The organism is Deinococcus sp. AB2017081 (assembly GCF_034440735.1).
Taxonomy (GTDB): domain Bacteria; phylum Deinococcota; class Deinococci; order Deinococcales; family Deinococcaceae; genus Deinococcus; species Deinococcus rufus.
This window is the reverse complement of sequence record NZ_CP140098.1, coordinates 3,267,501-3,289,190: the sequence shown is the minus strand read 5'-3', so window position 1 is coordinate 3,289,190 and position 21,690 is coordinate 3,267,501. Positions and strand designations below refer to the sequence as shown.

The 21,690-nt window shown below is 68.1% G+C and carries 21 protein-coding genes and 1 tRNA gene (1 of these 22 cut by a window edge); 18 read left to right on the top strand and 4 right to left on the bottom strand.

Going from position 1 to position 21,690, the window contains the following annotated elements; genetic code table 11:
• The first annotated feature begins 70 nt into the window (after nucleotides 1–70).
• Nucleotides 71–415 carry a hypothetical protein gene (locus U2P90_RS16090; protein WP_322472912.1) on the top strand — a complete coding sequence of 115 codons (345 nt, stop codon included), beginning with the start codon at nucleotides 71–73 and terminating at the stop codon, nucleotides 413–415.
• Between the two features lie 16 nt (nucleotides 416–431).
• Here the strand turns inward: U2P90_RS16090 and U2P90_RS16085 are convergent, their stop codons facing one another.
• Together U2P90_RS16085 and U2P90_RS16080 are read right to left on the bottom strand one after the other, a co-directional pair.
• Nucleotides 432–671: a hypothetical protein gene (locus U2P90_RS16085; protein ID WP_322472911.1), complete on the bottom strand. Its 240-nt coding sequence runs from the start codon at nucleotides 669–671 to the stop codon at nucleotides 432–434.
• A gap of 153 nt (nucleotides 672–824) precedes the next feature.
• A complete protein-coding gene (locus U2P90_RS16080) occupies nucleotides 825–1,706 on the bottom strand; it encodes an SMP-30/gluconolactonase/LRE family protein (RefSeq protein ID WP_322472910.1) in 882 nt (293 codons plus the stop codon).
• A gap of 154 nt (nucleotides 1,707–1,860) precedes the next feature.
• On the opposite strand from U2P90_RS16080, the gene U2P90_RS16075 reads away from it, so the two are divergent.
• The 4 genes from U2P90_RS16075 to U2P90_RS16060 all read left to right on the top strand — a co-directional run bounded on the left by U2P90_RS16075 (nucleotide 1,861) and on the right by U2P90_RS16060 (nucleotide 7,624).
• Nucleotides 1,861–4,713 carry a 2-oxoglutarate dehydrogenase E1 component gene (locus U2P90_RS16075; RefSeq protein WP_322472909.1) on the top strand — a complete coding sequence of 951 codons (2,853 nt, stop codon included), beginning with the start codon at nucleotides 1,861–1,863 and terminating at the stop codon, nucleotides 4,711–4,713.
• 80 nt (nucleotides 4,714–4,793) lie between these two features.
• Nucleotides 4,794–5,687 (top strand): ribokinase, encoded by an 894-nt coding sequence (locus tag U2P90_RS16070; RefSeq protein ID WP_322472908.1) that lies wholly within the window; start codon nucleotides 4,794–4,796, stop codon nucleotides 5,685–5,687.
• 90 nt (nucleotides 5,688–5,777) lie between these two features.
• Nucleotides 5,778–7,031 (top strand): 2-oxoglutarate dehydrogenase complex dihydrolipoyllysine-residue succinyltransferase, encoded by a 1,254-nt coding sequence (gene odhB, locus U2P90_RS16065; protein WP_295822007.1) that lies wholly within the window; start codon nucleotides 5,778–5,780, stop codon nucleotides 7,029–7,031.
• A gap of 107 nt (nucleotides 7,032–7,138) precedes the next feature.
• Nucleotides 7,139–7,624 (top strand): hypothetical protein, encoded by a 486-nt coding sequence (locus U2P90_RS16060; protein ID WP_295822005.1) that lies wholly within the window; start codon nucleotides 7,139–7,141, stop codon nucleotides 7,622–7,624.
• A 110-nt stretch (nucleotides 7,625–7,734) separates the two neighbouring features.
• On the opposite strand, the gene U2P90_RS16055 is transcribed toward U2P90_RS16060, so the two are convergent.
• Nucleotides 7,735–7,824, bottom strand: a tRNA-Ser gene (locus U2P90_RS16055).
• 331 nt (nucleotides 7,825–8,155) lie between these two features.
• Between U2P90_RS16055 and rpsL the strand changes: the two genes are divergently transcribed.
• From rpsL to U2P90_RS16035, 4 genes are all read left to right on the top strand, one after another.
• A complete protein-coding gene (gene rpsL / locus U2P90_RS16050) occupies nucleotides 8,156–8,560 on the top strand; it encodes a 30S ribosomal protein S12 (protein WP_103312519.1) in 405 nt (134 codons plus the stop codon).
• A gap of 134 nt (nucleotides 8,561–8,694) precedes the next feature.
• Complete coding sequence (gene rpsG / locus U2P90_RS16045; protein ID WP_295822003.1) at nucleotides 8,695–9,165, top strand: 30S ribosomal protein S7; 471 nt, start codon at nucleotides 8,695–8,697, stop codon at nucleotides 9,163–9,165.
• Nucleotides 9,166–9,384: 219 nt separating this feature from the next.
• Nucleotides 9,385–11,478, top strand: a complete 2,094-nt coding sequence (gene fusA, locus U2P90_RS16040; protein WP_322472907.1) for an elongation factor G — start codon at nucleotides 9,385–9,387, stop codon at nucleotides 11,476–11,478.
• Nucleotides 11,479–11,659: 181 nt separating this feature from the next.
• On the top strand, nucleotides 11,660–12,103 hold the full coding sequence (locus U2P90_RS16035) for a hypothetical protein (protein ID WP_322472906.1): 444 nt from the start codon (nucleotides 11,660–11,662) through the stop codon (nucleotides 12,101–12,103).
• Nucleotides 12,104–12,173: 70 nt separating this feature from the next.
• On the opposite strand, the gene glmS is transcribed toward U2P90_RS16035, so the two are convergent.
• The gene (gene glmS, locus U2P90_RS16030) at nucleotides 12,174–13,994 is read right to left on the bottom strand and encodes a glutamine--fructose-6-phosphate transaminase (isomerizing) (protein WP_322472905.1); all 1,821 of its coding nucleotides are present in this window, start codon (nucleotides 13,992–13,994) and stop codon (nucleotides 12,174–12,176) included.
• A gap of 454 nt (nucleotides 13,995–14,448) precedes the next feature.
• Between glmS and U2P90_RS16025 the strand changes: the two genes are divergently transcribed.
• From U2P90_RS16025 to U2P90_RS15985, 9 genes are all read left to right on the top strand, one after another.
• Nucleotides 14,449–14,691 (top strand): FmdB family zinc ribbon protein, encoded by a 243-nt coding sequence (locus tag U2P90_RS16025; RefSeq protein ID WP_322472904.1) that lies wholly within the window; start codon nucleotides 14,449–14,451, stop codon nucleotides 14,689–14,691.
• Entirely contained in the window at nucleotides 14,688–15,788 is a 1,101-nt protein-coding gene (locus tag U2P90_RS16020) for a S1C family serine protease (protein ID WP_322472903.1), read from the top strand. Before U2P90_RS16025 ends, U2P90_RS16020 begins: the two co-directional genes overlap by 4 nt.
• A 415-nt stretch (nucleotides 15,789–16,203) precedes the next feature.
• Nucleotides 16,204–17,118: an SPFH domain-containing protein gene (locus U2P90_RS16015; protein WP_322472902.1), complete on the top strand. Its 915-nt coding sequence runs from the start codon at nucleotides 16,204–16,206 to the stop codon at nucleotides 17,116–17,118.
• 7 nt (nucleotides 17,119–17,125) lie between these two features.
• The gene (locus U2P90_RS16010; protein WP_322472901.1) at nucleotides 17,126–17,329 is read left to right on the top strand and encodes a hypothetical protein; all 204 of its coding nucleotides are present in this window, start codon (nucleotides 17,126–17,128) and stop codon (nucleotides 17,327–17,329) included.
• A 131-nt stretch (nucleotides 17,330–17,460) separates the two neighbouring features.
• Nucleotides 17,461–18,072 carry a deoxynucleoside kinase gene (locus tag U2P90_RS16005; RefSeq protein ID WP_322472900.1) on the top strand — a complete coding sequence of 204 codons (612 nt, stop codon included), beginning with the start codon at nucleotides 17,461–17,463 and terminating at the stop codon, nucleotides 18,070–18,072.
• A gap of 52 nt (nucleotides 18,073–18,124) precedes the next feature.
• Nucleotides 18,125–18,748: a deoxynucleoside kinase gene (locus U2P90_RS16000; protein ID WP_322472899.1), complete on the top strand. Its 624-nt coding sequence runs from the start codon at nucleotides 18,125–18,127 to the stop codon at nucleotides 18,746–18,748.
• 207 nt (nucleotides 18,749–18,955) lie between these two features.
• Entirely contained in the window at nucleotides 18,956–19,735 is a 780-nt protein-coding gene (locus U2P90_RS15995) for a hypothetical protein (protein WP_322472898.1), read from the top strand.
• 7 nt (nucleotides 19,736–19,742) lie between these two features.
• A complete protein-coding gene (locus tag U2P90_RS15990) occupies nucleotides 19,743–20,714 on the top strand; it encodes a glycosyltransferase family A protein (RefSeq protein ID WP_322472897.1) in 972 nt (323 codons plus the stop codon).
• Between the two features lie 52 nt (nucleotides 20,715–20,766).
• A protein-coding gene (locus U2P90_RS15985; RefSeq protein WP_322472896.1) for a UDP-N-acetylmuramoyl-L-alanyl-D-glutamate--2,6-diaminopimelate ligase crosses the window boundary here: on the top strand, nucleotides 20,767–21,690 show its 5' portion. 543 nt of this gene lie beyond the right edge of the window; only the first 924 of its 1,467 coding nucleotides appear in the window; its start codon is at nucleotides 20,767–20,769; the stop codon falls past the right edge of the window.

The window sequence follows — 21,690 nt, the reverse complement described above, 5'->3', positions numbered from 1 at the left end:
GAGGACCGAGGCGCCACGCCGGTCACCATGCCCTCACCCTGGCCTGGCGGCGGTGTGGAAAGCTGCTGGAATGTCGTTCCCTGTCCTGACCGGTTCGCTGCGCCGCGCTGCCGCTCCCCTGAGCATCGCCGTCTCCTCGTTCCTGGGCACAGTGGGGCTGGGCACGGCCGGTGCCGACGGCATGGCAGCGGCCAGCGTCACGTACGTCTGTCAGGGCGGCGTGCGCGTCCAGGTGCGGCCCATGGGCGACACGGCGGTGGTGACCTTTGCGGGCGCGACCACCACGCTGTCCCTGACCCCGGGCGGCAGCTTCCGGAACGCCCAGGTCACGTGGGCCACCCAGGGCGAGATGTCCACGCTGCGCGACAACGCCACAGGCCGGCTCCGCCTGACCGGGTGCCGGCCCCTGCGCTGAGTCGTGGACGCGGCGCTTACGGCCGGGTGCGCCCCTTGGGCATGCTCACCCCGAGTCCGGTCAGGAACGCCCCGGCGACGGACAGGGCGTAGGTGATCAGGACATTGTTCAGCGGGCTGGGGAAATTGGTGCTGCGGTTGGCGTTGGCCACCGCGTGCAGCTGATTGATATCGATCACGTCCTTGCCCAGCAGCACGCCCGACACGATCAGCACGATGACGCCCACCACAACCAGCAGCCGGGACAGGATACGCATGGCCGCATCTTAACCTGAGACCGGAGACACCAACTTCCCCTCGAGGCCGATATGTGCATGGCCAAGAGGGGAACGGTGTATTTACTGTGCTCTTCGCTCCGGTCGGTCTCCAGCCCATCCCGGTTTGGGGCGAGGATCGTCAGTGTCCGGCGTTCAGTGCCACGACAGGGCGCGGGTGCAGGTGGGAATCCGCCAGAAGCCGCTGGTGGCCGTCACGTACAGCGTGGTGCCGTCCGGGCCGCCGAAGCACACGTTGGACACGACCTCCGGGAACGCGATCCGGCCCAGTTCCTCGCCGTCCGGGGTCAGGACATGCACGCCGTCCCCGGCGCTGCTCCAGATCCGTCCGGCCTCGTCCACGCGCAGGCCGTCGGTCTTGCCTGGGCTCACGCGGAAGTGCTCGCCCTCCAGGGTGGCCGCGCCGTCCGGGGTCACGCGGTAGCGGTACGTGGCTCCATTCTTGCCAGTATCGGCCAGCAGCAGCGTATCAGCCGACGCGAAGACCAGCCCGTTCGGCATGTCGCGGTCGCGGATCGGCGCACTCAGGGTGCCGTCCGGGCTCAAGCGGTACACCCAGCAGCCGGGCACCTCCATCGGCTCGCCGCGTCCGCCCTCCTCGGGCTTGGTCAGGCCGTAGGTCGGATCGGTGAACCACAGGCTGCCGTCCGGGTGCAGGGCCACGTCGTTGGGAGAACTCAGGCGCTGGCCCTCGAAGGTGCTCGCCAGGGTCGTCCACGTGCCGTCCAGTTCCTGGCGCAGCAGCGCCCGCTCGCCATGGGAGCACGCGATCAGGCGGCCCTGCGCGTCGACCGTGTGGCCGTTCTGGTAATTGCTCGGGCTCATCTCCTCGACCAGCTCGCCGGCATCGGTGTAGGCCCAGGTCCGGTTCTGGCGCACGTCGCTGAAGACCACCCGGGCCCGCGCCGGCACGTAGGTCGGCCCCTCGGCCCAGGTGTAGCCGCTGCCCAGCTGCTCGGGGGCGGCCCCGGCGGGGAACAGGTCGAGGAATTCAGGGCGGGTCGCGTGCAGGGTCATGTGGCCCATGCTGCGCGTCCGGACACACGGGCGGGTGGGGGCCGTCTAAAGGAGACGGATGGGGCCATGTGGTTACAGGGGCGGGAACACAACCTACATAAAGCGGCTCCCCCCGCCATTCCGGTCAGGGTGCAGAGGTATGCTGGGGGGCGTTATGACGGGACCTTTGACCATGATGTCCGGGGCGAACGCGGCCTTTCTCGAGGGGCTGTACGAGGCGTACCTGACAGACCCCGCAAGCGTGGATCCGGCGTGGCGCACCTACTTCGACGAGGTGCGCGGCGGCACGCAGGAGACGCCTCACTCGCCGGTGCAGCAGGCCTTCTACGACCTGGGGCAGTCGCGCCGGGGAGCCGCGCCCGCGCCGGCGGCCAGCGCCAGCGGCGCGCAGCAGGCGGCCGGCGCCCTGATGACCGCGTACCGCGTGTACGGCCACATCAGCGCCCGCAGCAACCCCCTGCGGATGCGTGGCCTGCCGGTCGTGCCGGAACTCACGCCGGAGTTCTACGGCCTGACCGAGGCCGACCTCAACGAGCACGTGTCCGATGGCGCCTTCGAGGGAGCGCTCCGCGACGTGATCGAGCAGCTGAAGGAGACGTACTGCGGCTCGATCGGCTTTGAGTACAACTACCTGCCGGCCAATGAGCGCCACTGGTTCCAGTCGCACATTGAGAAGGGGCGCGGTCAGGCCCGCCACGACCTGAGCCCCGAGGAACGCCGCCGCCTGATGTACAAGCTGACGGCGGCCGAGGGACTGGAGCTGTACCTGCGCAACAAGTATCCGGGCGTCAAGCGCTTCGGTCTGGAGGGTGGCGAGAGCTTCATTCCGCTGGTCGACCGGATCATCCAGCAGGCAGGCCGTGTGGGCGTCAAGGAGGTCGTGCTGGGCATGGCGCACCGTGGCCGCCTGAACACGCTGGTGAACATCTTCGGCAAGCAGCCCAGTGACCTGTTCGCCGAGTTCGATGGCAAGAAGCGCCTGAGCGACGACCCGGACGTGGCCGGCGACGTGAAGTACCACATGGGCTTTTCCAGCGATGTGCGCACGCCCGGCGGCCCCATGCACCTGGCCATGGCCTTCAACCCCAGCCACCTGGAGATCGTGTCGCCGGTGGTGCACGGCTCGGTGCGGGCCCGCCAGGATCGCCGGGGCGACAGCGAGCGCCGCAGCGTGCTCCCGATCACGGTGCACGGAGACGCGGCCGTCAGCGGTCAGGGCGTCGTCATGGAGACCCTGAACCTGTCGCGGCTGCGCGGCTTTGCCACCGGCGGCGCGGTGCGGATCGTCATCAACAACCAGATCGGCTTCACGATCAGCGACCCGCGCGACACCCGCAGCAGCCGCTACTGCACCGACATCGCCAAGGTCGCCAATGCGCCGGTCATGCACGTGAACGGTGACGATCCCGAGGCCGTGGCGTTCTGCGGTGACCTGGCCGTGGCGTACCGCCAGGAGTTCGGCAAGGACGTGTTCATCGACCTGATCGGCTTCCGCCGCAACGGCCACAACGAGGGCGACGAGCCGCGCATGACCCAGCCGATCATGTACCGCGAGATCGACCAGCATCCCGGGGCCCGCGCCCTGTACGCGCAGCAGCTGGAGGCGGCGGGCATCCTGGCCGCCGGCGAGGGTGACGTCCTGGTCGGGAAGTTCCGCGACAAGCTCGACGCCGGCGCATCGGTCGTCGAGGAGATGGAGAACCTCGCGCAGAGCAAGCTCGCCGTGGACTGGAAGACGTACACCGATACCCACTGGGACCGCGATCAGGTGTCCACGGCCGTGTCCCGCGAGAAACTCGAGGAACTGGGCGAGAAGCTGACCACCGTGCCCGACGGGTTCAAGGTGCACCGCACCATCGAGCGCACGGTCATGGGGCCGCGCCGCGCCATGACGCGCGGCGAGCAGAACCTCGACTGGGGCATGGGCGAGATGCTCGCGTACGCCTCGCTGCTGGACGAGGGCTACGGCGTGCGGCTGGTCGGCCAGGACAGCGGACGCGGCACCTTCGTGCACCGCCATGCCGTCCTGCACGATCAGGAGGCCGCCGATCCGCTGAACGAGGAATACATGGCGCTGGCCCACCTGTCGCCCGAGCAGGGCCGGGTCGAGGTCATCGACTCCACCCTCTCGGAGGAGGCCGTCCTGGCCTTCGAGTACGGTTACTCGACCAGTGAACCCAACGGGCTGGTCGCGTGGGAAGCGCAGTTCGGGGACTTCGCGAACGGCGCACAGGCGGTCGTGGATCAGTTCCTGTCGGCCGGCGAGAGCAAGTGGCAGCGCCTGTCGGGTCTGGTCATGCTCCTTCCGCACGGCTACGAGGGTGCCGGCCCCGAGCACTCCAGCGCCCGTCTGGAGCGCTACCTGCAGCTGTGTGCGCAGAAGAACATGCAGGTCGTGGTGCCGAGCAGCGCTGCGCAGATCTTCCACCTGCTGCGCCGTCAGGTGCTGCGGCCCTACCGCAAGCCGCTGATCGTCATGACCCCCAAGAGCCTGCTGCGCAACAAGCAGGCCATGAGCCCCCTGTCCGACCTCACCGACGGCCGGTTCCAGGAAGTCATCGGCGACGCGGAGGTCACGGCGGCCCGGCGCGTGGTGGTCAGCAGCGGCAAGCTGCACTGGGAACTCACCGAGGCCCGCGATGCCGACCGCGACGGCTACGAGGGCACCGCGCTGATCCGTCTGGAGCAGCTGTATCCCTTCCCCGTCGAGGCCCTGGGCACCGAACTGGCCAAGCATCCCGGGGCCCAGGTCGTGTGGGCGCAGGAAGAACCCGAGAACCAGGGCGCGTGGCTCATGATCTGGGAGGATCTGGAGCGCGTTCTCGCGCCAGGGCAGACGCTCTCGCACGCCAGCCGCCACCGCAGCGCCAGCACCGCGACCGGCTACGCCAGCGTGCATGCCCGTGAGCAGGCCGCCGTGATCGCCGCCGCCCTGGGCGAGCGCGTCCAGCGGCAGGTCGTCGAGGAACAGAAGGAACTCGCCGAGGTCGCCAAGCAGCAGGGCTGAGACTGGCGCAGACTGGAGGGCAGGGGCACACGCTCCTGCCCTCTCGACGTTCCGTGCCCGTGTCCGTCACACTCGGAACCATGACCCCACGTGCCGTTCTCGTCCTGGGTAGCCTGAACCTCGACATCCTGCTGCGTGTGCCGCACCTGCCGCTGCCCGGCGAGACCATGCACTCTCAGGGGCTGGAGCGGATGCCGGGGGGCAAGGGGGCAAACCAGGCGGCGGCGTGCGCGGCGCTGGGGGTGCCCACACGGATGATCGGCGCGGTCGGCACCGATGACGCCGGAATGCTCCTGCAAGGTGCGCTGCGCGACAGGGGCGTGGACGTCTCGGCGGTGCGCCGCGTGCCGGACGTCGCCTCGGGGCAGGCGTACATCCACATCGCGCCCGACGGCGAGAACACCATCACCCTGCACGGCGGCGCGAACCAGCAGCTCGGTGCGCCGGAACTGGACGCGCTGGATGCGGCGCTGCCGGGTGCCACGGCCCTGCTGCTGCAACTGGAGGTGCCGCTGGCCGTGACCATCGAGGCTTCCCGGCGCGCACGCGCGGCGGGTGTGACCGTGATCCTCGACCCGTCCCCCGCCACGCCCGAATTGCCGGGCGAGCTGCTGGAGGACGTGGACATCCTGACCCCCAACGAGCACGAGGCGCGGACGCTCAGCGGGGAAGACGACGTGACAACGGCGGCCCGAGTGCTGCTTGGCCGGGGCGTGCGCCACGTGATCGTCAAGCGCGGGGCACGCGGGGCGCTGCTGCTCAGCGCAGACGGCGAGCAGGACTTCGCCGCGCCCAACGTGCAGGCCGTCTCCACTGTCGCGGCAGGCGACACGTGGGGAGGGGCCCTGGCGGCGGCACTGGCCCGCGGCCAGTCCGTACCGGACGCCGTGTCCTACGCCGTCCGGGTGGCCAGCCTGCGCGTCACGCGGCCCGCCGGGTATGGGCACCTGCCGACCGGGGCAGAACTCGGCTGACCGCGGCCGTGCTTGCGTGCACTGCGTTCACGCTCCCCGCGCCGTTCCCGCGTCAGTCACACGTGGTGGCGGAGTAGAATCCGGGGCGTTATGGCGGATATCAAAGTACCGGTGTTCAGCGAGTCAGTCAGCGAGGGCACCCTGCTCGCGTGGCATAAGCAACCTGGCGAGGCGGTCAAGCGCGGTGACCTGCTGGCCGAGATCGAGACCGACAAGGTCGTGCTGGAGATCCAGGCGCAGCAGGACGGCGTAATGGGCACGCCGGTCAAGAACGAGGGCGACACGGTGCTCAGCGAGGAGGTGCTGGGGACGCTGGGCGACGCAGGCAGCGCACCGGCCGCGGCGGCCCAGGCGCCAGCAGCGCAGACACCAGCAGCGCAGGCCCCGGCCGCCCCGGCAAGCGCTCCTGCCTCGGCCGCGAATGAGGCGACCCGCCGCGACGATCTGTCCCCGGCGGTGCGCAAGGTCGTGAGCGAGTCGAACCTCGATCCGGCCACCATCCCGGCCACCGGCCCGAAGGGCAACATCACCAAGGCGGACGCCGTGCAGGCTGCGCAGGGCGGCGGCACCAGCCAGGGGCCGCAGGCCGCCGCCGCGCCGGCCAGTGCACCGGCTGCCCCGGCCGCGACCGTGCCCGCCGGCCCCCGCACCGAGCAGCGCGTGCCCATGACCCGCATCCGTGCGCGCATTGCGGAGCGCCTCAAGGAGGTGCAGAACACGGCGGCCCTGCTGACCACCTTCAACGAGGTCAACATGAAGCCGGCCATGGATCTGCGCAAGAAGTACCAGGATCCGTTTGTGGCCAAGCACGGCGTGAAACTGGGCTTCATGAGCCTGTTCGTGCGCGCCGCGACCGAGGCCCTCAAGGCCTTCCCGATGGTCAACGCCAGTGTGGACGGCAAGGACATCATCTACCACGGGTACTACGACATCGGGATCGCGGTCGCCAGTGAGCGCGGACTCGTCGTCCCGATCCTGCGCGACACCGAGCAGCTCAGCCTGGCGGGCATCGAGAAGGGCATCGCCGACTACGCGGTGAAGGCCAAGGCCGGCAAGCTGACCATGGAGGACATGTCGGGCGGCACCTTCAGCATCACCAACGGCGGCACCTTCGGCAGCATGATGAGCACGCCGATCATCAACGCGCCGCAGAGCGCCATCCTGGGGATGCACAACATCATCGAGCGGCCGATCGCGCAGAACGGTCAGGTCGTGATCGCGCCCATGATGTACCTCGCGCTGTCGTACGACCACCGCATCATCGACGGCAAGGAAGCCGTGCAGTTCCTGGTGATGATCAAGAATCTGCTGGAAGACCCGGCCCGGATGCTGCTGGAGCTGTAACAGCGCGTGACCCGATGGCGGCACCCGTTCTCCCCGTCTGGGGTGGCGGGTGCCGATTTCTGCACATGGTCAGGGTTCTGCCAGAATGTCCTCCCTACAGTGCAGAGATGAGCGCATTGCAGGGTCGCCTGGGCGGATTCACCGCCGGACTGGATCTGAGCGGGGAGTGGGACGGTCACCAGCTGCGTGGCCGCATCGGGACATTCACCGAGGGCGTGAATATCGTCGTGGGGCTGGGGCAGGGGGCGCTGGAGGGCCGCGTGGGGTCGTTCACCGACGGCTTCGACCTGCGGGCCGAGGTGGCGGGCGGCCAGCTGCTGCTGCGTCTGGGCAGCTTCACCGACGGCCTGGACGTCGTCCTGACCTTCACCCCCGAGGGCGCGTCCGGCCGCTACGGCACGTTCACTGAGGGGGCCGACATCACCCTGATCCGGGAGGGGAGCATGGTGCGGGGCCGCATCGGGTCGTTCACCCAGGGCGTGGATCTCCGTGTGGATCCCGGCGACGTGCCGCTCCCACTGGCGGCGATCCTGGCCGTCAGCGCCTACCGCGTATGGGTACAGCGGGCACAGCCGGCCAGTGCCCGCCGCTGACAGAACGCCACAGGACACAGGGCGTAGAGCAGAAGGAACGTAGAGAAGAATACAGAAGAGAGCACCGTGCATGAAGAACAGCCCCGGTCGTGGTGACCGGGGCTGTCTGCTGGCGAAGAGGGTGGGATTCGAACCCACGGTACAGTTGCCCATACTTCAGTTTTCGAGACTGACCCATTCAACCACTCTGGCACCTCTCCGCGCGGGTAAGTGATGGGCGAGAGGGAGTGTAGCACAGCTCCGGGGGCGTGCAACAGCCGCGCAGGCTTGCGCCCCGGAGTGGCGGCAGGTATCATGGGAAGGTTGAAAACGGCCCGGACTCTGGGTTGCGTCACGGCGTTTTTCTTCACTCCACCCCTGCGGGCTGATGCTGACAGCCCGGCCATGCGGTGCGTGATCATCTCCCGGCCCGCGCTCCGGCGTGTGGCCACCCCTGAAGCCAACCCAAGCCTCGCCCCGTACGCGTGGGCGGCTTCCCCACCCGCCATCTCGGCCCGGATCAACGCCGGGCAAGCTGAGGAGTGATTCACCCTGCCTACCACCCAGCAACTGCTCCGCAAGGGGCGCCTGACCCTCCAGAAGAAGAGCAAGGTTCCCGCCCTGAAGGGCAGCCCCTTCCGCCGCGGCGTGTGCACGGTCGTGAAGACCACCACCCCGAAAAAGCCCAACTCCGCGCTGCGCAAGATTGCCCGTGTGCGTTTGTCCAGCGGCTTCGAGGTCACCGCGTACATCCCCGGTGAAGGCCATAACCTGCAGGAACACAGCGTCGTGTTGATCCGCGGCGGCCGTGTCAAGGATCTTCCGGGTGTGCGCTACCACATCGTGCGTGGCAGCCTGGACACCCAGGGCGTGAAGGATCGCAACAAGAGCCGCTCCAAGTACGGCACCAAGAAGCCCAAGGCCGGCGCAGCCGCCGCGGGTGCCAAGAAGAAGTAACCCCGGCCACGGCGCGCGGGGTGAACGCTCCGCCGCCTGTCCGTATGGTGAGCGGCCTCAGCCCATAGGGGTGATGCCAGTGAAGCAGTCAGACCGCGCCTGAATACCGGGCGCCAAGAACCAAGGAGAGAACCATGGCACGTCGTCGCCAAGCTGAAGTGCGCCCCATCCTGCCCGACCTGGTCTACCAGGACGTGCTCGTGAGCGCCACCATCAACCGCATCATGCAGGACGGGAAGAAGAACCTCGCCAGCCGCATCTTCTACGGCGCGATGAAGCTGGTGCAGGACCGCACCGGTCAGGAGCCGCTGAAGATCTTCAAGCAGGCCTACGACAACGTCAAGCCGCGTGTGGAAGTCCGCAGCCGCCGCGTGGGTGGCAGCACCTACCAGGTGCCCGTGGAAGTCGGCGTGCGCCGCCAGCAGAGCCTGACGCTGCGCTGGATGATGAGCGCCGTCGAGGGCCGTCCCGAGCGCACTGCCATCGAGCGCCTCGCGGGCGAGATCATGGACGCCGCGCAGGGCCGTGGTGGCGCGATCAAGAAGAAAGATGACGTGGAGCGCATGGCGGAAGCCAACCGCGCCTACGCGCACTACCGCTGGTAATCCCCGGCCGTCAGGCCCGAGCGAAGCGAGCAGGGAAAGGAGGTCATCTCACGAAGCGGAGCAGCGCACGGCGATTTTCCGTGTGCTGCAGAGTGGAGTGAGATGACCTCGCGAAGGGAAATCGCCGAGCTGGGAATGCCCGATTCCCCTTCCCCCCTCGCCAAAGCCAGCATCCGTGACGGTGTTCAGCGCCGGCACGGTTCACCATCAGGGAGTCCTATGACCACCAAAGCCCAGAGCTATCTGACCCACTTCCGCAATATCGGGATTGCCGCGCACATCGACGCCGGCAAGACCACCACCACCGAGCGCATCCTGTACTACACCGGCCGCACCCACAACATCGGTGAAGTGCACGACGGCGCCGCCACCATGGACTGGATGGAGCAGGAGCGCGAGCGCGGCATCACGATCACCGCCGCCGCCACCACCGCCAAGTGGAAGCACTCCGGCAGCGGTGAAGAGTACACCGTGAACATCATCGACACGCCCGGCCACGTGGACTTCACGATCGAGGTCGAGCGTTCCATGCGCGTGCTCGACGGCGCGGTCGCCGTGTTCGACTCCAGCCAGGGCGTCGAGCCGCAGTCCGAGACCGTGTGGCGTCAGGCCGACCGCTACGGCGTGCCCCGCATCGCGTTCTCGAACAAGATGGACAAGACCGGCGCGAGCTTCGAACTCGTGCTGAACGACATCAAGGAGCGCCTCGGCGCGATCCCGGCTCCGATCCAGTACCCCATGGGCCAGGAGAACGACTTCAAGGGCATCATCGACATCGTGCGTATGCAGGCCCACACGTACACCAACGACCTGGGTACCGATATCGAGGTCGGCGAGATTCCCGCGCAGTACGCGGACAAGGTCGCCGAGATGCGCGCCCAGCTGATCGAGGCCGCCGCCGAGGTCGACGAGGACGTCATGATGAAGTTCCTCGAAGGCGAGGAGCCCTCGGTCGAGGAACTGATCACTGCGATCCGCAAGGGCACCATCGAGAAGCGCATCTTCCCGGTGCTGTGTGGCAGCGCCCTGAAGAACAAGGGTGTGCAGCTGCTGCTCGACGCCGTCATCGACTACCTGCCCAGCCCGCTGGAAGTGCCGGCGATCAAGGGCAAGATCGAGGACAGCGAGGACACCCGCGACTTCCCCGCTGACCCCGAGGGCAAGCTGGCCGCGCTGGCGTTCAAGATCATGGCCGACCCCTACGTGGGCCGCCTGACCTTCGTGCGCATCTACTCGGGCACCCTGCAGTCGGGCAGCTACGTGTACAACGCGACCAAGGAAAAGCGCGAGCGCGTGGGCCGTCTGCTGAAGATGCACGCCAACAGCCGCGAGGAAGTCACCGAACTGCGTGCCGGGGAACTGGGCGCAGTCATCGGCCTCAAGGATGCCGGTACCGGCAACACGCTGATCGGCGACGGTGACGACAAGGTGCTGCTGGAAAGCATCGACGTGCCCGAGCCCGTCATCAAGCTCGCCATCGAGCCCAAGACCAAGGCCGACCAGGAAAAGATGGGCGTGGGCCTGCAGAAGCTCGCCGAGGAAGACCCCACCTTCCGCGTCGAGACCGACCAGGAAAGCGGCCAGACCACCATCGCCGGCATGGGCGAACTCCACCTGGAAATCCTGGTGGATCGTCTGAAGCGCGAGTACAAGGTCGACGCGAACGTCGGTGCGCCCCAGGTGGCGTTCCGTGAGACGATCACCCGCGCGGTGGACGTGGAAGGCAAGTTCGTGCGCCAGTCCGGTGGCCGTGGCCAGTTCGGTCACGTCAAGATCAAGGCCGAGCCGCTGGAACCCGGCGCGGGCTTCGTCTTCGAGAACGCCATCGTCGGCGGCACCGTGCCCCGTGAATACGTCGGTCCGGCCCAGAAGGGCATCGAGGAAGCGATGCAGAGCGGCCCCATGCTGGGCTTCCCGGTCGTGGACATGAAGGTCACCATCTACGACGGCAGCTACCACGAAGTGGACTCCTCGGAAATGGCCTTCAAGATCGCCGGCTCCATGGCCCTCAAGGAAGCCGTCCAGAAGGGCGCTCCTGCGCTGCTCGAACCCATCATGCGCGTCGAGGTCACGGTGCCCGACGACTTCATGGGCGACATCATCGGTGACCTGAACAGCCGCCGTGGTCAGATCCAGGGCATGGAAGCCCGTGGCAACGCGCAGATCGTGAAGGCCTTCGTGCCCCTCTCCGAGATGTTCGGCTACGCGACCGACATGCGCTCCATGACGCAGGGCCGCGCCAGCTACAGCATGTTCTTCGACCACTACAGCCAGGTGCCGAACAACATCGCCCAGCAGCTGATGAAGAAGTAAGCGATCCTGAACGGAAAGACCCGCCCTCGTGGCGGGTTTTTTCGGTTTGATGCGGAGGAGTCCGCGGCGAGGGATACGCGCGCCGCGTCACCGACTCCATTTCCCCTGTGACTGTGCGATCACCCTGCGGATTTGATTCACGTCCTGTGGCGAACGTCGGCGCGTCCGCTAATGTGTGGGTGTGAGCTGGCCTGAAGACAAGTCCTCCCCCCGCCCTCCTGCCGAACCCCAGACGCGCCCGCCCCGGCTGGCGTTCCTGACCGTGCCGCTGCTGGTGGGGGTGTTCTACAATGCGATTTCCCTGCTGACCCTGCCGTTCTCGGGCAACACGTTGAACACCATGCTGGCGGAGCTGAACACCGCCTCCGGGCTGCCGCCGATCCAGCTCACGCCACAGCAGATCCAGCTGACGCTGTGGATCTCGTTCGCCCTGACTGCCGTGCTGATCCTGTGGCTGTACTACACGCGCCGGGCGGTGCTGGATGGCCGCAGCTGGGGCCGCGTGTCGAGCATCGTGATCGGCGTCCTGAGCCTGCTGGTCTTCCCGATCGGCACGGTGCTGGGCATCGTCATGCTGATCGGGGCGTTCGACCGTGGGGTCGTCGCCTACACCAGCCAGCGCTGAGCCGGGCCGTAAGCAGGAAGGGCACCCGCACGAGATCGTGACGGGTGCCCTTCCATGGGTCGTGCCGGGGTTACTCCACCGTGACACTCTTGGCAAGGTTCCTGGGCTTGTCCACGTCCTTGCCCAGCGCCGTGGCGGTGAAGTATGCCAGCAGCTGCATGGCGACCGCGTTCACGACAGGGGAGACCATCTCGTGGGCGTGTGGCAGGTAGATCACGTCGTCGCCGTGGCGGGCGTTCTCGGTGTCGCCGTCGCTGAGGAACAGGATGACCTTGCCGGCGCGGGCCCGCACCTCCTGCACGTTGCTGATGGTCTTCTCCAGCAGGCGGCTCTCGGTGGCGATCACGGCGACCGGCAGGTTCGCGTCGATCAGTGCGATCGGGCCGTGCTTCATCTCGCCGGCCGCGTAGGCCTCGGCGTGGATGTACGAGATCTCCTTGAGCTTCAGCGCGCCCTCGTAGGCGGTCGGGCTGTTCACGCCGCGTCCCAGGAACAGGTAGTCGCGGGCGTGCGCGTACTTCTCCGCGACCTCCTTGATGCGCTGCACGCGCTCGGGCGCGAGGGCCTCCTCGACCAGACGGGGCAGTTCGCGGGCGGCGTGCAGGAGTTCCGTGCCCTGCTCCGGGCTCAGGGTGCCCCGGGCGCGGCCCAGCCACAGCGCCAGCATGACGAAGGCGCTGACCATGCTGGTGTACGCCTTGGTGCTCGCCACGCCAATTTCCGGGCCGGCGTGGATGTACAGCGTGTCGTCCAGCTCGCGCGTCATGGAGCTGCCCTTGGCGTTGATGACCCCCAGGGTCTTCGCGCCGAACTTCTTGGCCTCGCGCAGCGCCTCCAGGGTGTCGATGGTCTCGCCGGACTGGCTGACCACGATCGCCAGGGTGTGCTCGCTGACCAGCGGATCGCGGTAGCGGTACTCGCTCGCCACGTCGACCTCGACCGGGATGCGGGCGAGCTGCTCGATCAGATATTCCCCGACCAGCCCGGCATAGAACGCGGTGCCGCACGCGATGATCGAGATCCGCTTGAAGGAACTCGGATCAAGGTTGATGTCGAGGTTCACCTCGCCGGTGTCGTCGTGGAGGCGGCCGATCAGGGTGTTGGTCAGCGCCTGGGGCTGCTCGTAGATCTCCTTGAGCATGTAGGTGTCATACCCGCCCTTCTCGGCCGCCTCGGCGTCCCACTCGATGCGCTCGATGGTGCGCTGCTGCGGGTTCCCGGCCAGGTCGGTCACGCGGAAGCCGTCGTCGTGCAGCACGACCATGTCGCCGTCGTGCAGGAACACCATGTTGCGGGTGTAGGCCAGCAGCGCGGGCACGTCCGATGCCAGGAACATCTCGCCCTCGCCCACGCCCATGACCAGCGGGCTGACCGTGCGGGCCGCCACGATCTCGCGGTGATCCACGTGCGTGACCACGATCCCGTACGCGCCGCGCACCTGCGCCAGGGCCTCGCGCACCGCCTGCTCCAGATCGCCGGCGTAGGCCTCCTCGATCAGGTGGGCCAGCACCTCGCTGTCGGTCTCGGACTTGAAGGTGTGGCCGCGCGACTGCAGCTCCTCCTTGAGCTTCAGGTAGTTCTCGATGATGCCGTTGTGAATGATGACGATGCGCCCGTCCTCGGTGGCGTGCGGGTGGGCGTTGGTGTCGTTCGGCAGGCCGTGCGTGGCCCAGCGCGTGTGCCCGATGCCCAGCGTGCCCGCCAGCGGCCGGCTGTCCAGCTCACCGCTCAGGTTGGCGAGCTTGCCGGCCTTCTTCATGACCGTGATCTGTCCGGCGTCGCGCACCGCGACCCCGGCCGAGTCATAGCCCCGGTACTCCAGCTTCGCGAGTCCCGAGATCAGGACGTCCTGTGCCTGCCTGCTGCCGATGTATCCGACGATTCCGCACATGTGTACTCCAGCCCGCGCCGCCACACGGCAGGGCAGACCGGCCTCCGGGGCTGGCCGCGCCGTCCGTGGAGCACGTCACGGGGGTGTCGGTGGATTTGGGGACGTCCTGCCCGGCCTTATCTCCACGTTGCCGTGGGGGTTATCGCCGGGCTTCTCCTTCCGCAGAAGGACGGGTAGGCGCGGACGCGTGCACCTGGAGGCATCCGCAGAATATTCGCTGACCTCCACCTCGTATCCCCGGAGAGCACCGGGGCCTTGCGCTGCCCTGTTTGTGTGAACCGGACACCAACGGTTCACCGCCAGCATAGCATCCCTGATGTACTCACGTGAGTACACCTGGGGGTGGGGTTCACACTCCCTTGTCCACCGGCCACGGCGTACTGTTGTCCCTGCCGTCCCTTGCTAGGATGTGCGCCGGACGCGTCCCGGACGCACTGTCCACAAGGATTACACCATGCCCACGTACCTGTACAAGAACCTCGACAGCGGCGAAATCTACGAACTCGTGCAGAGCATGCGCGACGAGGCCTACACCACGCACCCCCAGACCGGTGTGCCCATCAAGCGCGTGCTGGCGCGACCCGGCATCGCGTTCAAGGGCAGCGGTTTTTACGCCAACGATTCCCGCAAGTCCGGCGGCGAGGGCGGTGCAGGCGCGTCCAGCACCGGCGGCTCAGGATCCAAAGGCGGCGAATGAACCCCCGCCGCGCCCTGGGAGCCGCCCTGCTGGTCGTCGGCGTGGGCGCGGGCGCATATGTCACGGGCCGTGTGAGTGCCCAGCGTGCCCTGGTGACCCCGGATGAGATCAATACCGTCGAGGTCTCGCAGAGTGCGGTGCAGGCGGTCGTCCGCATCGACAACCGCATCCGGAAGGACGTCCTCCAGACCGGTGACGATCCGATCGACACGGGCAGCGGCTTCTTCTACAAGAAAGACCTGATCGTGACGAACTATCACGTCATCAAGGATGCCGAGTCCTTGACGGTCACGCTCTTCAACGGCCGCAAGGTGCCGGCCAAGATCGAGGGGGTCGATCCCGGCATCGACATCGCGATCCTGCGCGTGGTCGGCGTCACGGCCCCCCGGACGCTGGCTTTCGGGCAGAGTGCCCGCCTCATCCCGGGCCAGAAGCTGATGACCATCGGCACGCCGCTGCGGTTCCAGAACTTTGTCGCGACCGGCGTGTTCTCGGTGCTCGCCAGTGCGCAGGACGTGCCGCGCAACGACAACCTGGGTCAGGAGATCGGGCGTTACCTGATGACCACCGCGACCATCCAGCAGGGGAACAGCGGCGGCCCGGTGCTCGACTCGCGCGGCAATGTGGTCGGGGTCGCCGACGCGACCGCTGGGGCCAACCTGTTCGTTCCGGGACTCCTCGGGATTGCCATTCCCGGCGATCTGGTCAGCCAGAGTCTGGACGACCTGGAGAAGATCGGTGTGCCCCAGCGCGGCACCCTGGGGGCGAGCCTGCGCGATCTGGACGCCCTGGAACCGGCCCTGCGCCAGCTCGCCGGTCTCACGAGTTCCGAGGGCGCGCTGGTGCTGGATGTCGCGGCGGGCGGTGCGGCGGCCCGTGCGGGCGTGCGCGGCTCTATCCGCAACAACAACGACCAGCTGGTCGCCCCGCTGGGCGACGTGATCGTGGCGGTGGACGGTGTGCGGGTGCAGAACGCCTTCGACGTGACCCGCTTGGTCGCGGCCAAGCGGCCGGGGCAGACCGTGACGCTGCGCATGTGGCGCAACAAGAAGAGTGTGGACGTGAAGGTCACGCTGCTCAAGCGCACGTTGCAGTAGGGAGCACAGCGCTGAGGGCAGAGCGCAGATAGCAGAGGGGGAGCCAGGGACACATGATTCTGGCTCCCTTCACGTTGGTGTTGGCTCTCTCCATACCGGGTAATGCCGGACTCAGTTGAGTTCGCGGCATTCAAGACCCCTCACCCTTCCGCCCTCGGCGCTCCTCCCGCCCTCTCCCCAGGGGAGGCTCGCAGAGCTGCGAAGCAGAGGGCTGGGGAGAGGGGTCTCCGGCTCACGACGCTGCCATGCTCGGCAATCAACTCAATCCCGTATGACGGGCTCGCTCTCCCGGCAGATCGCTCCCTGTGGCACATCTGCCACCCGCACGCGACCGGGAACTCCATGCCCCCTCTGTCCGTATTGCCATCAGAGTGATATCATTCTGATAGGTATCGCTTCGACAGGAGAGTGACGTATGAGTGGACTCGATCAGGTTCCCCCCTCCACCGGCCCCCAGGGCGGCATCTCGACCCGTAGCGGCGTGGCCAGCAGCGAACGTGCCGCCTTCGGGCTGCCGGGCGTGCCGATCTTCCTCGCGTGGCTGGCGCTGTGCGTGCTGACCGTGTGGGCCTTCGTGCAGGTGCAGGTGCTCCTCAGCGGGGTGCTGCTGCTGGCCGTGATCTTCGTCGTGATCGGCTTCTACATCGTGCAGCCCAACCAGAGCAAGGTGCTCACTCTGTTCGGGCGCTACGTGGGCACTGAGCGGCGCAACGGCGTGTACTGGACGAACCCGCTCACCGTCCGCAAGACCGTCAGCCTGCGGATCCGGAACTTCAACAGTGAACGCCTCAAGGTGAACGACGCCTCGGGCAACCCCATCGAGATCGCGGCCGTGATCGTGTGGCGCGTCGTGGACACCGCCCGCGCCGTGTTCGATGTCGAGGACTACACCGGCTTCGTCGCCATTCAGGCCGAGACGGCCCTGCGCCACCTCGCCAGCCAGTACCCGTACGACGAGTACCAGGAGGGCGGCATGAGCCTGCGCGGCAACGCCGACGAGGTCAGCGAGGCCCTGCGCCGCGAGCTCGGCGTGCGGCTCCAGCACGCGGGCGTGGAGGTGCTGGAAGCGCGGCTGTCGCATCTGGCGTACTCGCCGGAAATCGCCGGGGCGATGCTCCAGCGCCAGCAGGCCAGCGCGATCATCGCGGCGCGCAGCCAGATCGTGCAGGGCGCGGTCGGCATGGTCGAGATGGCCTTGCGCGAGCTGTCGGATCAGAACATCGTGCAGCTCGACGAGGAACGCAAGGCGCAGATGGTCAGCAACCTGCTCGTCGTCCTGACCAGCGAGCGCGGCACGCAGCCCATCGTGAACGCCGGCAGCCTGTACTGAGACCCCGATGGCTCCCCGCAAGAATTTCCCCCTGCGGATCAGTCCCGAGCTGTACGCGGCGCTGGAACGCTGGGCGGCCGACGACCTGCGCAGCGTGAACGCCCAGATCGAGTTCGTGCTGACGCAGGCCGCGCGGCACGCGGGCCGCCTGAAGCCCACCGGCTCCGGGCCGCCGCATCCACCGGACGGGGACGAACCCCCGCAGACCTGAACCTGCCGCCCGGGCCAGAGCCAGCCACGCCGCTGCTCTGGCCTGGCGCGTTCTGGAGGCGCCGTCGCCGCGCCGTCAAGCCCTTCATCTCTCGTTCACGTCCGCCCGGACGCGCTACACTCCGGCCCGTCATGTACATCGTGGTCGAAGGCCCTATCGGGGTGGGAAAAACGAGCCTCGCGGGCCGTCTCAGCGCCCGTTATTCCGCCGAGCTGAATCTGGAGATCGTCGAGGAGAATCCGTTCCTGGCGCGGTTCTACGAGCAGCCGGACACCTACGCCTTTCAGGTACAGGTGTTCTTCCTGCTGTCGCGCTTCAAGCAGCTCTCGGCGCTGGCCCAGCCGGGTCTGTTTGCCGGGAACGTCGTCAGCGACTACCTGTTCGACAAGGACTTCATCTTCGCGGCCATGAACCTCAAGGATGCCGAGTTCGCGCTGTACGAGGATCTCTACGCGCACCTGTCGCCCCGGCTGCCGACTCCGGATCTGGTCGTGTACCTGCGGGCCGATCCAGACGAACTGCTGCGGCGTGTCGGCAAACGCGGCCGCCCCTTCGAGCGCGATATGCAGGCGGCGTACTTGGCCGAACTCACGCGCCGCTACGACGAATACTTCCGCACGTACCCCCACCCGCTGCTGACCATCCACGCCGGCGATCTGGACTTCGTGGGCCGTCCCGAGGACGAGCAGCTCATCCTCGACCGTGTCCACCAGACCCTGACCGCCGGCCAGGCCGCCGACTGATGCCTGGGCTCCGCCGTCCGCCATCCGCCATCTGCCATCAGCGGTTCTGCTGATGTACCTCGCGGTCTCGGGCAACATCGGCAGCGGCAAGAGCACCCTGACGCGCATGCTTGCCGACCGCTACGGCCTGCGTCCCGTGTACGAGCCGTACGCCGACAATCCGTACCTGGAGGACTTCTACGGCGACATGCACCGGTATTCCTTTCATTCGCAGGTGTATTTCCTGTCGCGGCGGCTGGAGCAGCACCTGAACTTGGTGACCGGGGCGCGGTACGTCATTCAGGACCGCACGGTCTTCGAGGACGCGAACATCTTCGCCCGCAACCTGTACCAGGGCGGGAACATGGAGCCGCGGGACTGGGAGACGTACTGGGGCCTGTACTCGGGCATCCTGCCGGCCCTGCGCGTGCCGGATCTGCTGATCCACATCGACGCCTCGTTGCCCACCCTGAAGTCGCGGATCGCCATGCGGGGCCGCGCCTACGAGCAGGACATTCCCGAGGCGTACCTGGGCGGCCTGAACGCCCTGTACGACGCCTGGATCTCGGGCTTCGACGCCTGCCCGGTGATCCGGGTCAGCGGGGATCGGCTGGACTTCGTTGCGGATCCGCAGGCCTTCGAGTGGGTCTGTGCGCGGGTGCAGGGCCACGGCTTCGGGTTGCCGCTGCTGCGCTGAGCCCAGGACGCGGAGACAGGCCCCGTGCCTGCACGGGCCACCCTGACTGCAGCTGTCCAGGTGGCTGATCACGCAGCGGTGACACGACAACGTGAGATTTACGAGCGGTCAGATGAGAGCTATGCTGTGCGTGCCAGCGGGCGTTCCCGGTGTGATGCGGCTGGTTGACCGGAGCCCTGCCGGCGCTCGGGGACAGGAGACGGACAGATGACGAGTGCAGGATCGACACAGCCCATCTCGACCGATGCTGCTCCGGAACCCGTTCAGAGCGGTCTTTCCATGACGGTGCGGGCGGGGCCGGTGAGGTGGGCGCTGCTGCTCGTCGCGGCTGTGCTGCTGCTGTGTTCGGTGGTCGGGCAACTGCTGTCGCGTGCCCATCCGGAGTCCGAGGTCTACGCCAGCGTCATGCGGGCCACCAACGCCGGACTGGAGGGCAACCTGCCCTCCCTGTACAGTGCCGCGCTGTTGCTGGCGTGTGCCCTGCTGCTGGGCCTGCTCGCCCGCACTGTCCGGCCGCGCAGGGGGATCGAGGCCCGTGGGTGGCGCACGCTGGCGTGGGTGTTCGCCTACCTGACCGCCGATGAATACCTGCACCTGCACGAACTGCTCACGGCGCCCCTCCGACACCTGTTGCGGGTGGACGGCGTGCTGCACTACGCCTGGGTCGTGCCATATGCGGTTCTGGGGGCAGGGCTGCTCGCAGCGCTGCTGCCCTTCCTGCGGTCGCTGCCGCCCCGGATCCTGACCCGCCTGCTGGCCGCCGCGGCCGTGTACGTGCTCGGGGCAGCGGGGCTCGAGATGCTCGGCGGGCTGCTCGACACGCGGCTCGGGGAGGCCGCGCCCGCCCTGCTGGCCGCCAGCACCCTGGAGGAGGGCCTGGAGATGACCGGCGCGATCCTGTTCATCGGCGTTCTGCTCGACAGCCTGGGGGCAGCGCGGCCCGGTGCGACGGTCACGCTGGCCTTCTCCGGAGCCGCGTCCAGCTGAGGCCGCTGTGACCGGTTCCGTTCCACACCGGCCGGTGCAGTCCGGCCACGCCAGACCGGAGGCCCCCGCCGGGCCGCCCATCTTCACGGTCTTCACGGCCACCTTCAACCGCGCCCACACGCTGCCCCGCGTGTACGACAGCCTGACCCGGCAGACCCTGCGCGCCTTCGAATGGGTGGTCGTGGACGACGGCAGCACCGACGGCACCCGCGAGCTGGTCGAGGGATGGGCCGCGCGCGCCGCGTTCCCGGTGCGGTATCTGTACCAGCCCAACGCCGGAAAACCTGCCGCCCTGAACCGGGGCGTGCAGGTCGCACGCGGCGAGCTGTTCCTGAACCTGGATTCCGACGATACCTGTGTGCCCACCGCCCTGGAGCGCCTGCTACACCACTGGCATGCCATCCCCGAAGCAGAGCGGTCGCAGTTCACGGGGGTCACGGGTCTGTGCCTGGACGAACGCGGGAAGCTGCACGGCCGGCCCTACCGCCGGGCCGTCATGGATTCGGACTCCCTGGAGATGCACTTCCGGTACCGCGACCGCTGGGAGCGCTGGGGCTTTCACCGCACCGACGTGCTGCGGGCCTTTCCGTTCCCGGTCGATCCCGACGCCCGCTTCGTCAGCGAGAGCGTCGTGTGGTTCCGGATCGCCCGGCGGTACCGCACCCGCTTCGTGAACGAGGCGCTGCGGTCGTACCACGTCGCCGAGCGTCGCCCGGATCAGCTGACTGCCCTGTCGCGGGGCGCCATGCGGGGCCGACTGCCGTACCACGTCATGGTGCTCACCGAACTGCGCGAATGGTGGCGGCCCGCGCCCCTGGAGTTCGTCCGCAGCGCCCTGGCCTACAGCCGCTACTCCTACACCCTGGGGGTGGGCCGAACCGAGCAGCTGCGGGCCGTGCACGGCCCCATGCGGGTGCTGGTGGCGCTGGCCCAGCCCGCCGGGTGGCTGGTCTCCCGCCTGGACCGCCGCCTGCCGTGAGCGCCGGAGGGGGGCCGGTCACGCTCCGGCGCGACTCTGCTAGCCTCCGCCCATGCGTCTGCCGGAGCTTGCCGCCGCCCTGAAGCTGCCCGTCACCGACCTGCCGGACATCCCGGTGGGCAACGTCACGCACAACGCGGCGTGGGTGCAGCCCGGCGACGTGTTCGTGGCGATCCGTGGGGCCCGCTTCGACGGCCATACCTTCCTGCCACAGGTCGCGGCGGCGGGCGCGGTCGCCGTGCTGGGCGAGGGCCTGACGCCGGATCAGGCGTCCCCGCTGCCGTACCTCACGGTGCCTTCGGCCCGCGCCGCCCTGGCCGACGCCGCCGCCGCGCTGTCCGGGCATCCCAGCCGTGCCCTGACGGTCGTGGGCGTGACCGGCACCGACGGCAAGACCACCACCAGCTGGCTGGCCCGGCATCTGCTGCGGGCGGCGGGCGTGTCCACGGGCCTGCTGAGCACGGTCGGCTACGAGCTGCCTGACGGTGTGCTGCGCCACTTCCCGGCCCACTTCACGACGCCCGAGGCCCCGCAGGTGCAGGCCACCCTGCGCGACATGGTCGCTGCCGGGGCGGGCGCGGCGGTGCTGGAGGCCAGTTCACACGCCCTGAGCCTCGACCGCGTGCGCGGCGTGGCGTGGGACATGGCGGTGTGGACGCACCTGAGCAGCGAGCACCTGGACTTCCACGGCAGCGTGGAGCACTACTTCGCGGCCAAGCGCCAGCTGATCGAGCGCAGCCCCCTGGCGATCCTGAACGCCGATGATCCGTGGATCACCCGCCTGCGCGGCGTGGCCTCCACCGAGATCGCCTACAGCGCCGAGGGGCAGCCCGCCGACTGGCAGGCCCACGGTATCGGGGAACGGGCGACCGGCCTGCATTTCCGGGTCACGTCGCCGCTGGGCGACTTCGACGCCACCCTGCCCATGATCGGGCGCTTCAACGTGGCGAACGCGCTGGCGGCCATGGCGGCGGCG

Coding starts and splice junctions, on each gene's coding strand:
- U2P90_RS16010 (WP_322472901.1), top strand. CDS start 17,126: ATGGCTCCCCGCAAGAATTTCCCCCTGCGGATCAGTCCCGAGCTGTAC.
- fusA (WP_322472907.1), top strand. CDS start 9,385: ATGACCACCAAAGCCCAGAGCTATCTGACCCACTTCCGCAATATCGGG.
- U2P90_RS16025 (WP_322472904.1), top strand. CDS start 14,449: ATGCCCACGTACCTGTACAAGAACCTCGACAGCGGCGAAATCTACGAA.
- U2P90_RS16070 (WP_322472908.1), top strand. CDS start 4,794: ATGACCCCACGTGCCGTTCTCGTCCTGGGTAGCCTGAACCTCGACATC.
- U2P90_RS16060 (WP_295822005.1), top strand. CDS start 7,139: ATGAGCGCATTGCAGGGTCGCCTGGGCGGATTCACCGCCGGACTGGAT.
- rpsG (WP_295822003.1), top strand. CDS start 8,695: ATGGCACGTCGTCGCCAAGCTGAAGTGCGCCCCATCCTGCCCGACCTG.
- odhB (WP_295822007.1), top strand. CDS start 5,778: ATGGCGGATATCAAAGTACCGGTGTTCAGCGAGTCAGTCAGCGAGGGC.
- U2P90_RS16085 (WP_322472911.1), bottom strand. CDS start 671: ATGCGTATCCTGTCCCGGCTGCTGGTTGTGGTGGGCGTCATCGTGCTG.
- glmS (WP_322472905.1), bottom strand. CDS start 13,994: ATGTGCGGAATCGTCGGATACATCGGCAGCAGGCAGGCACAGGACGTC.
- U2P90_RS16020 (WP_322472903.1), top strand. CDS start 14,688: ATGAACCCCCGCCGCGCCCTGGGAGCCGCCCTGCTGGTCGTCGGCGTG.
- U2P90_RS16015 (WP_322472902.1), top strand. CDS start 16,204: ATGAGTGGACTCGATCAGGTTCCCCCCTCCACCGGCCCCCAGGGCGGC.
- U2P90_RS16075 (WP_322472909.1), top strand. CDS start 1,861: ATGACGGGACCTTTGACCATGATGTCCGGGGCGAACGCGGCCTTTCTC.
- U2P90_RS16080 (WP_322472910.1), bottom strand. CDS start 1,706: ATGACCCTGCACGCGACCCGCCCTGAATTCCTCGACCTGTTCCCCGCC.
- U2P90_RS15995 (WP_322472898.1), top strand. CDS start 18,956: ATGACGAGTGCAGGATCGACACAGCCCATCTCGACCGATGCTGCTCCG.
- U2P90_RS16090 (WP_322472912.1), top strand. CDS start 71: ATGTCGTTCCCTGTCCTGACCGGTTCGCTGCGCCGCGCTGCCGCTCCC.
- U2P90_RS16000 (WP_322472899.1), top strand. CDS start 18,125: ATGTACCTCGCGGTCTCGGGCAACATCGGCAGCGGCAAGAGCACCCTG.
- U2P90_RS16005 (WP_322472900.1), top strand. CDS start 17,461: ATGTACATCGTGGTCGAAGGCCCTATCGGGGTGGGAAAAACGAGCCTC.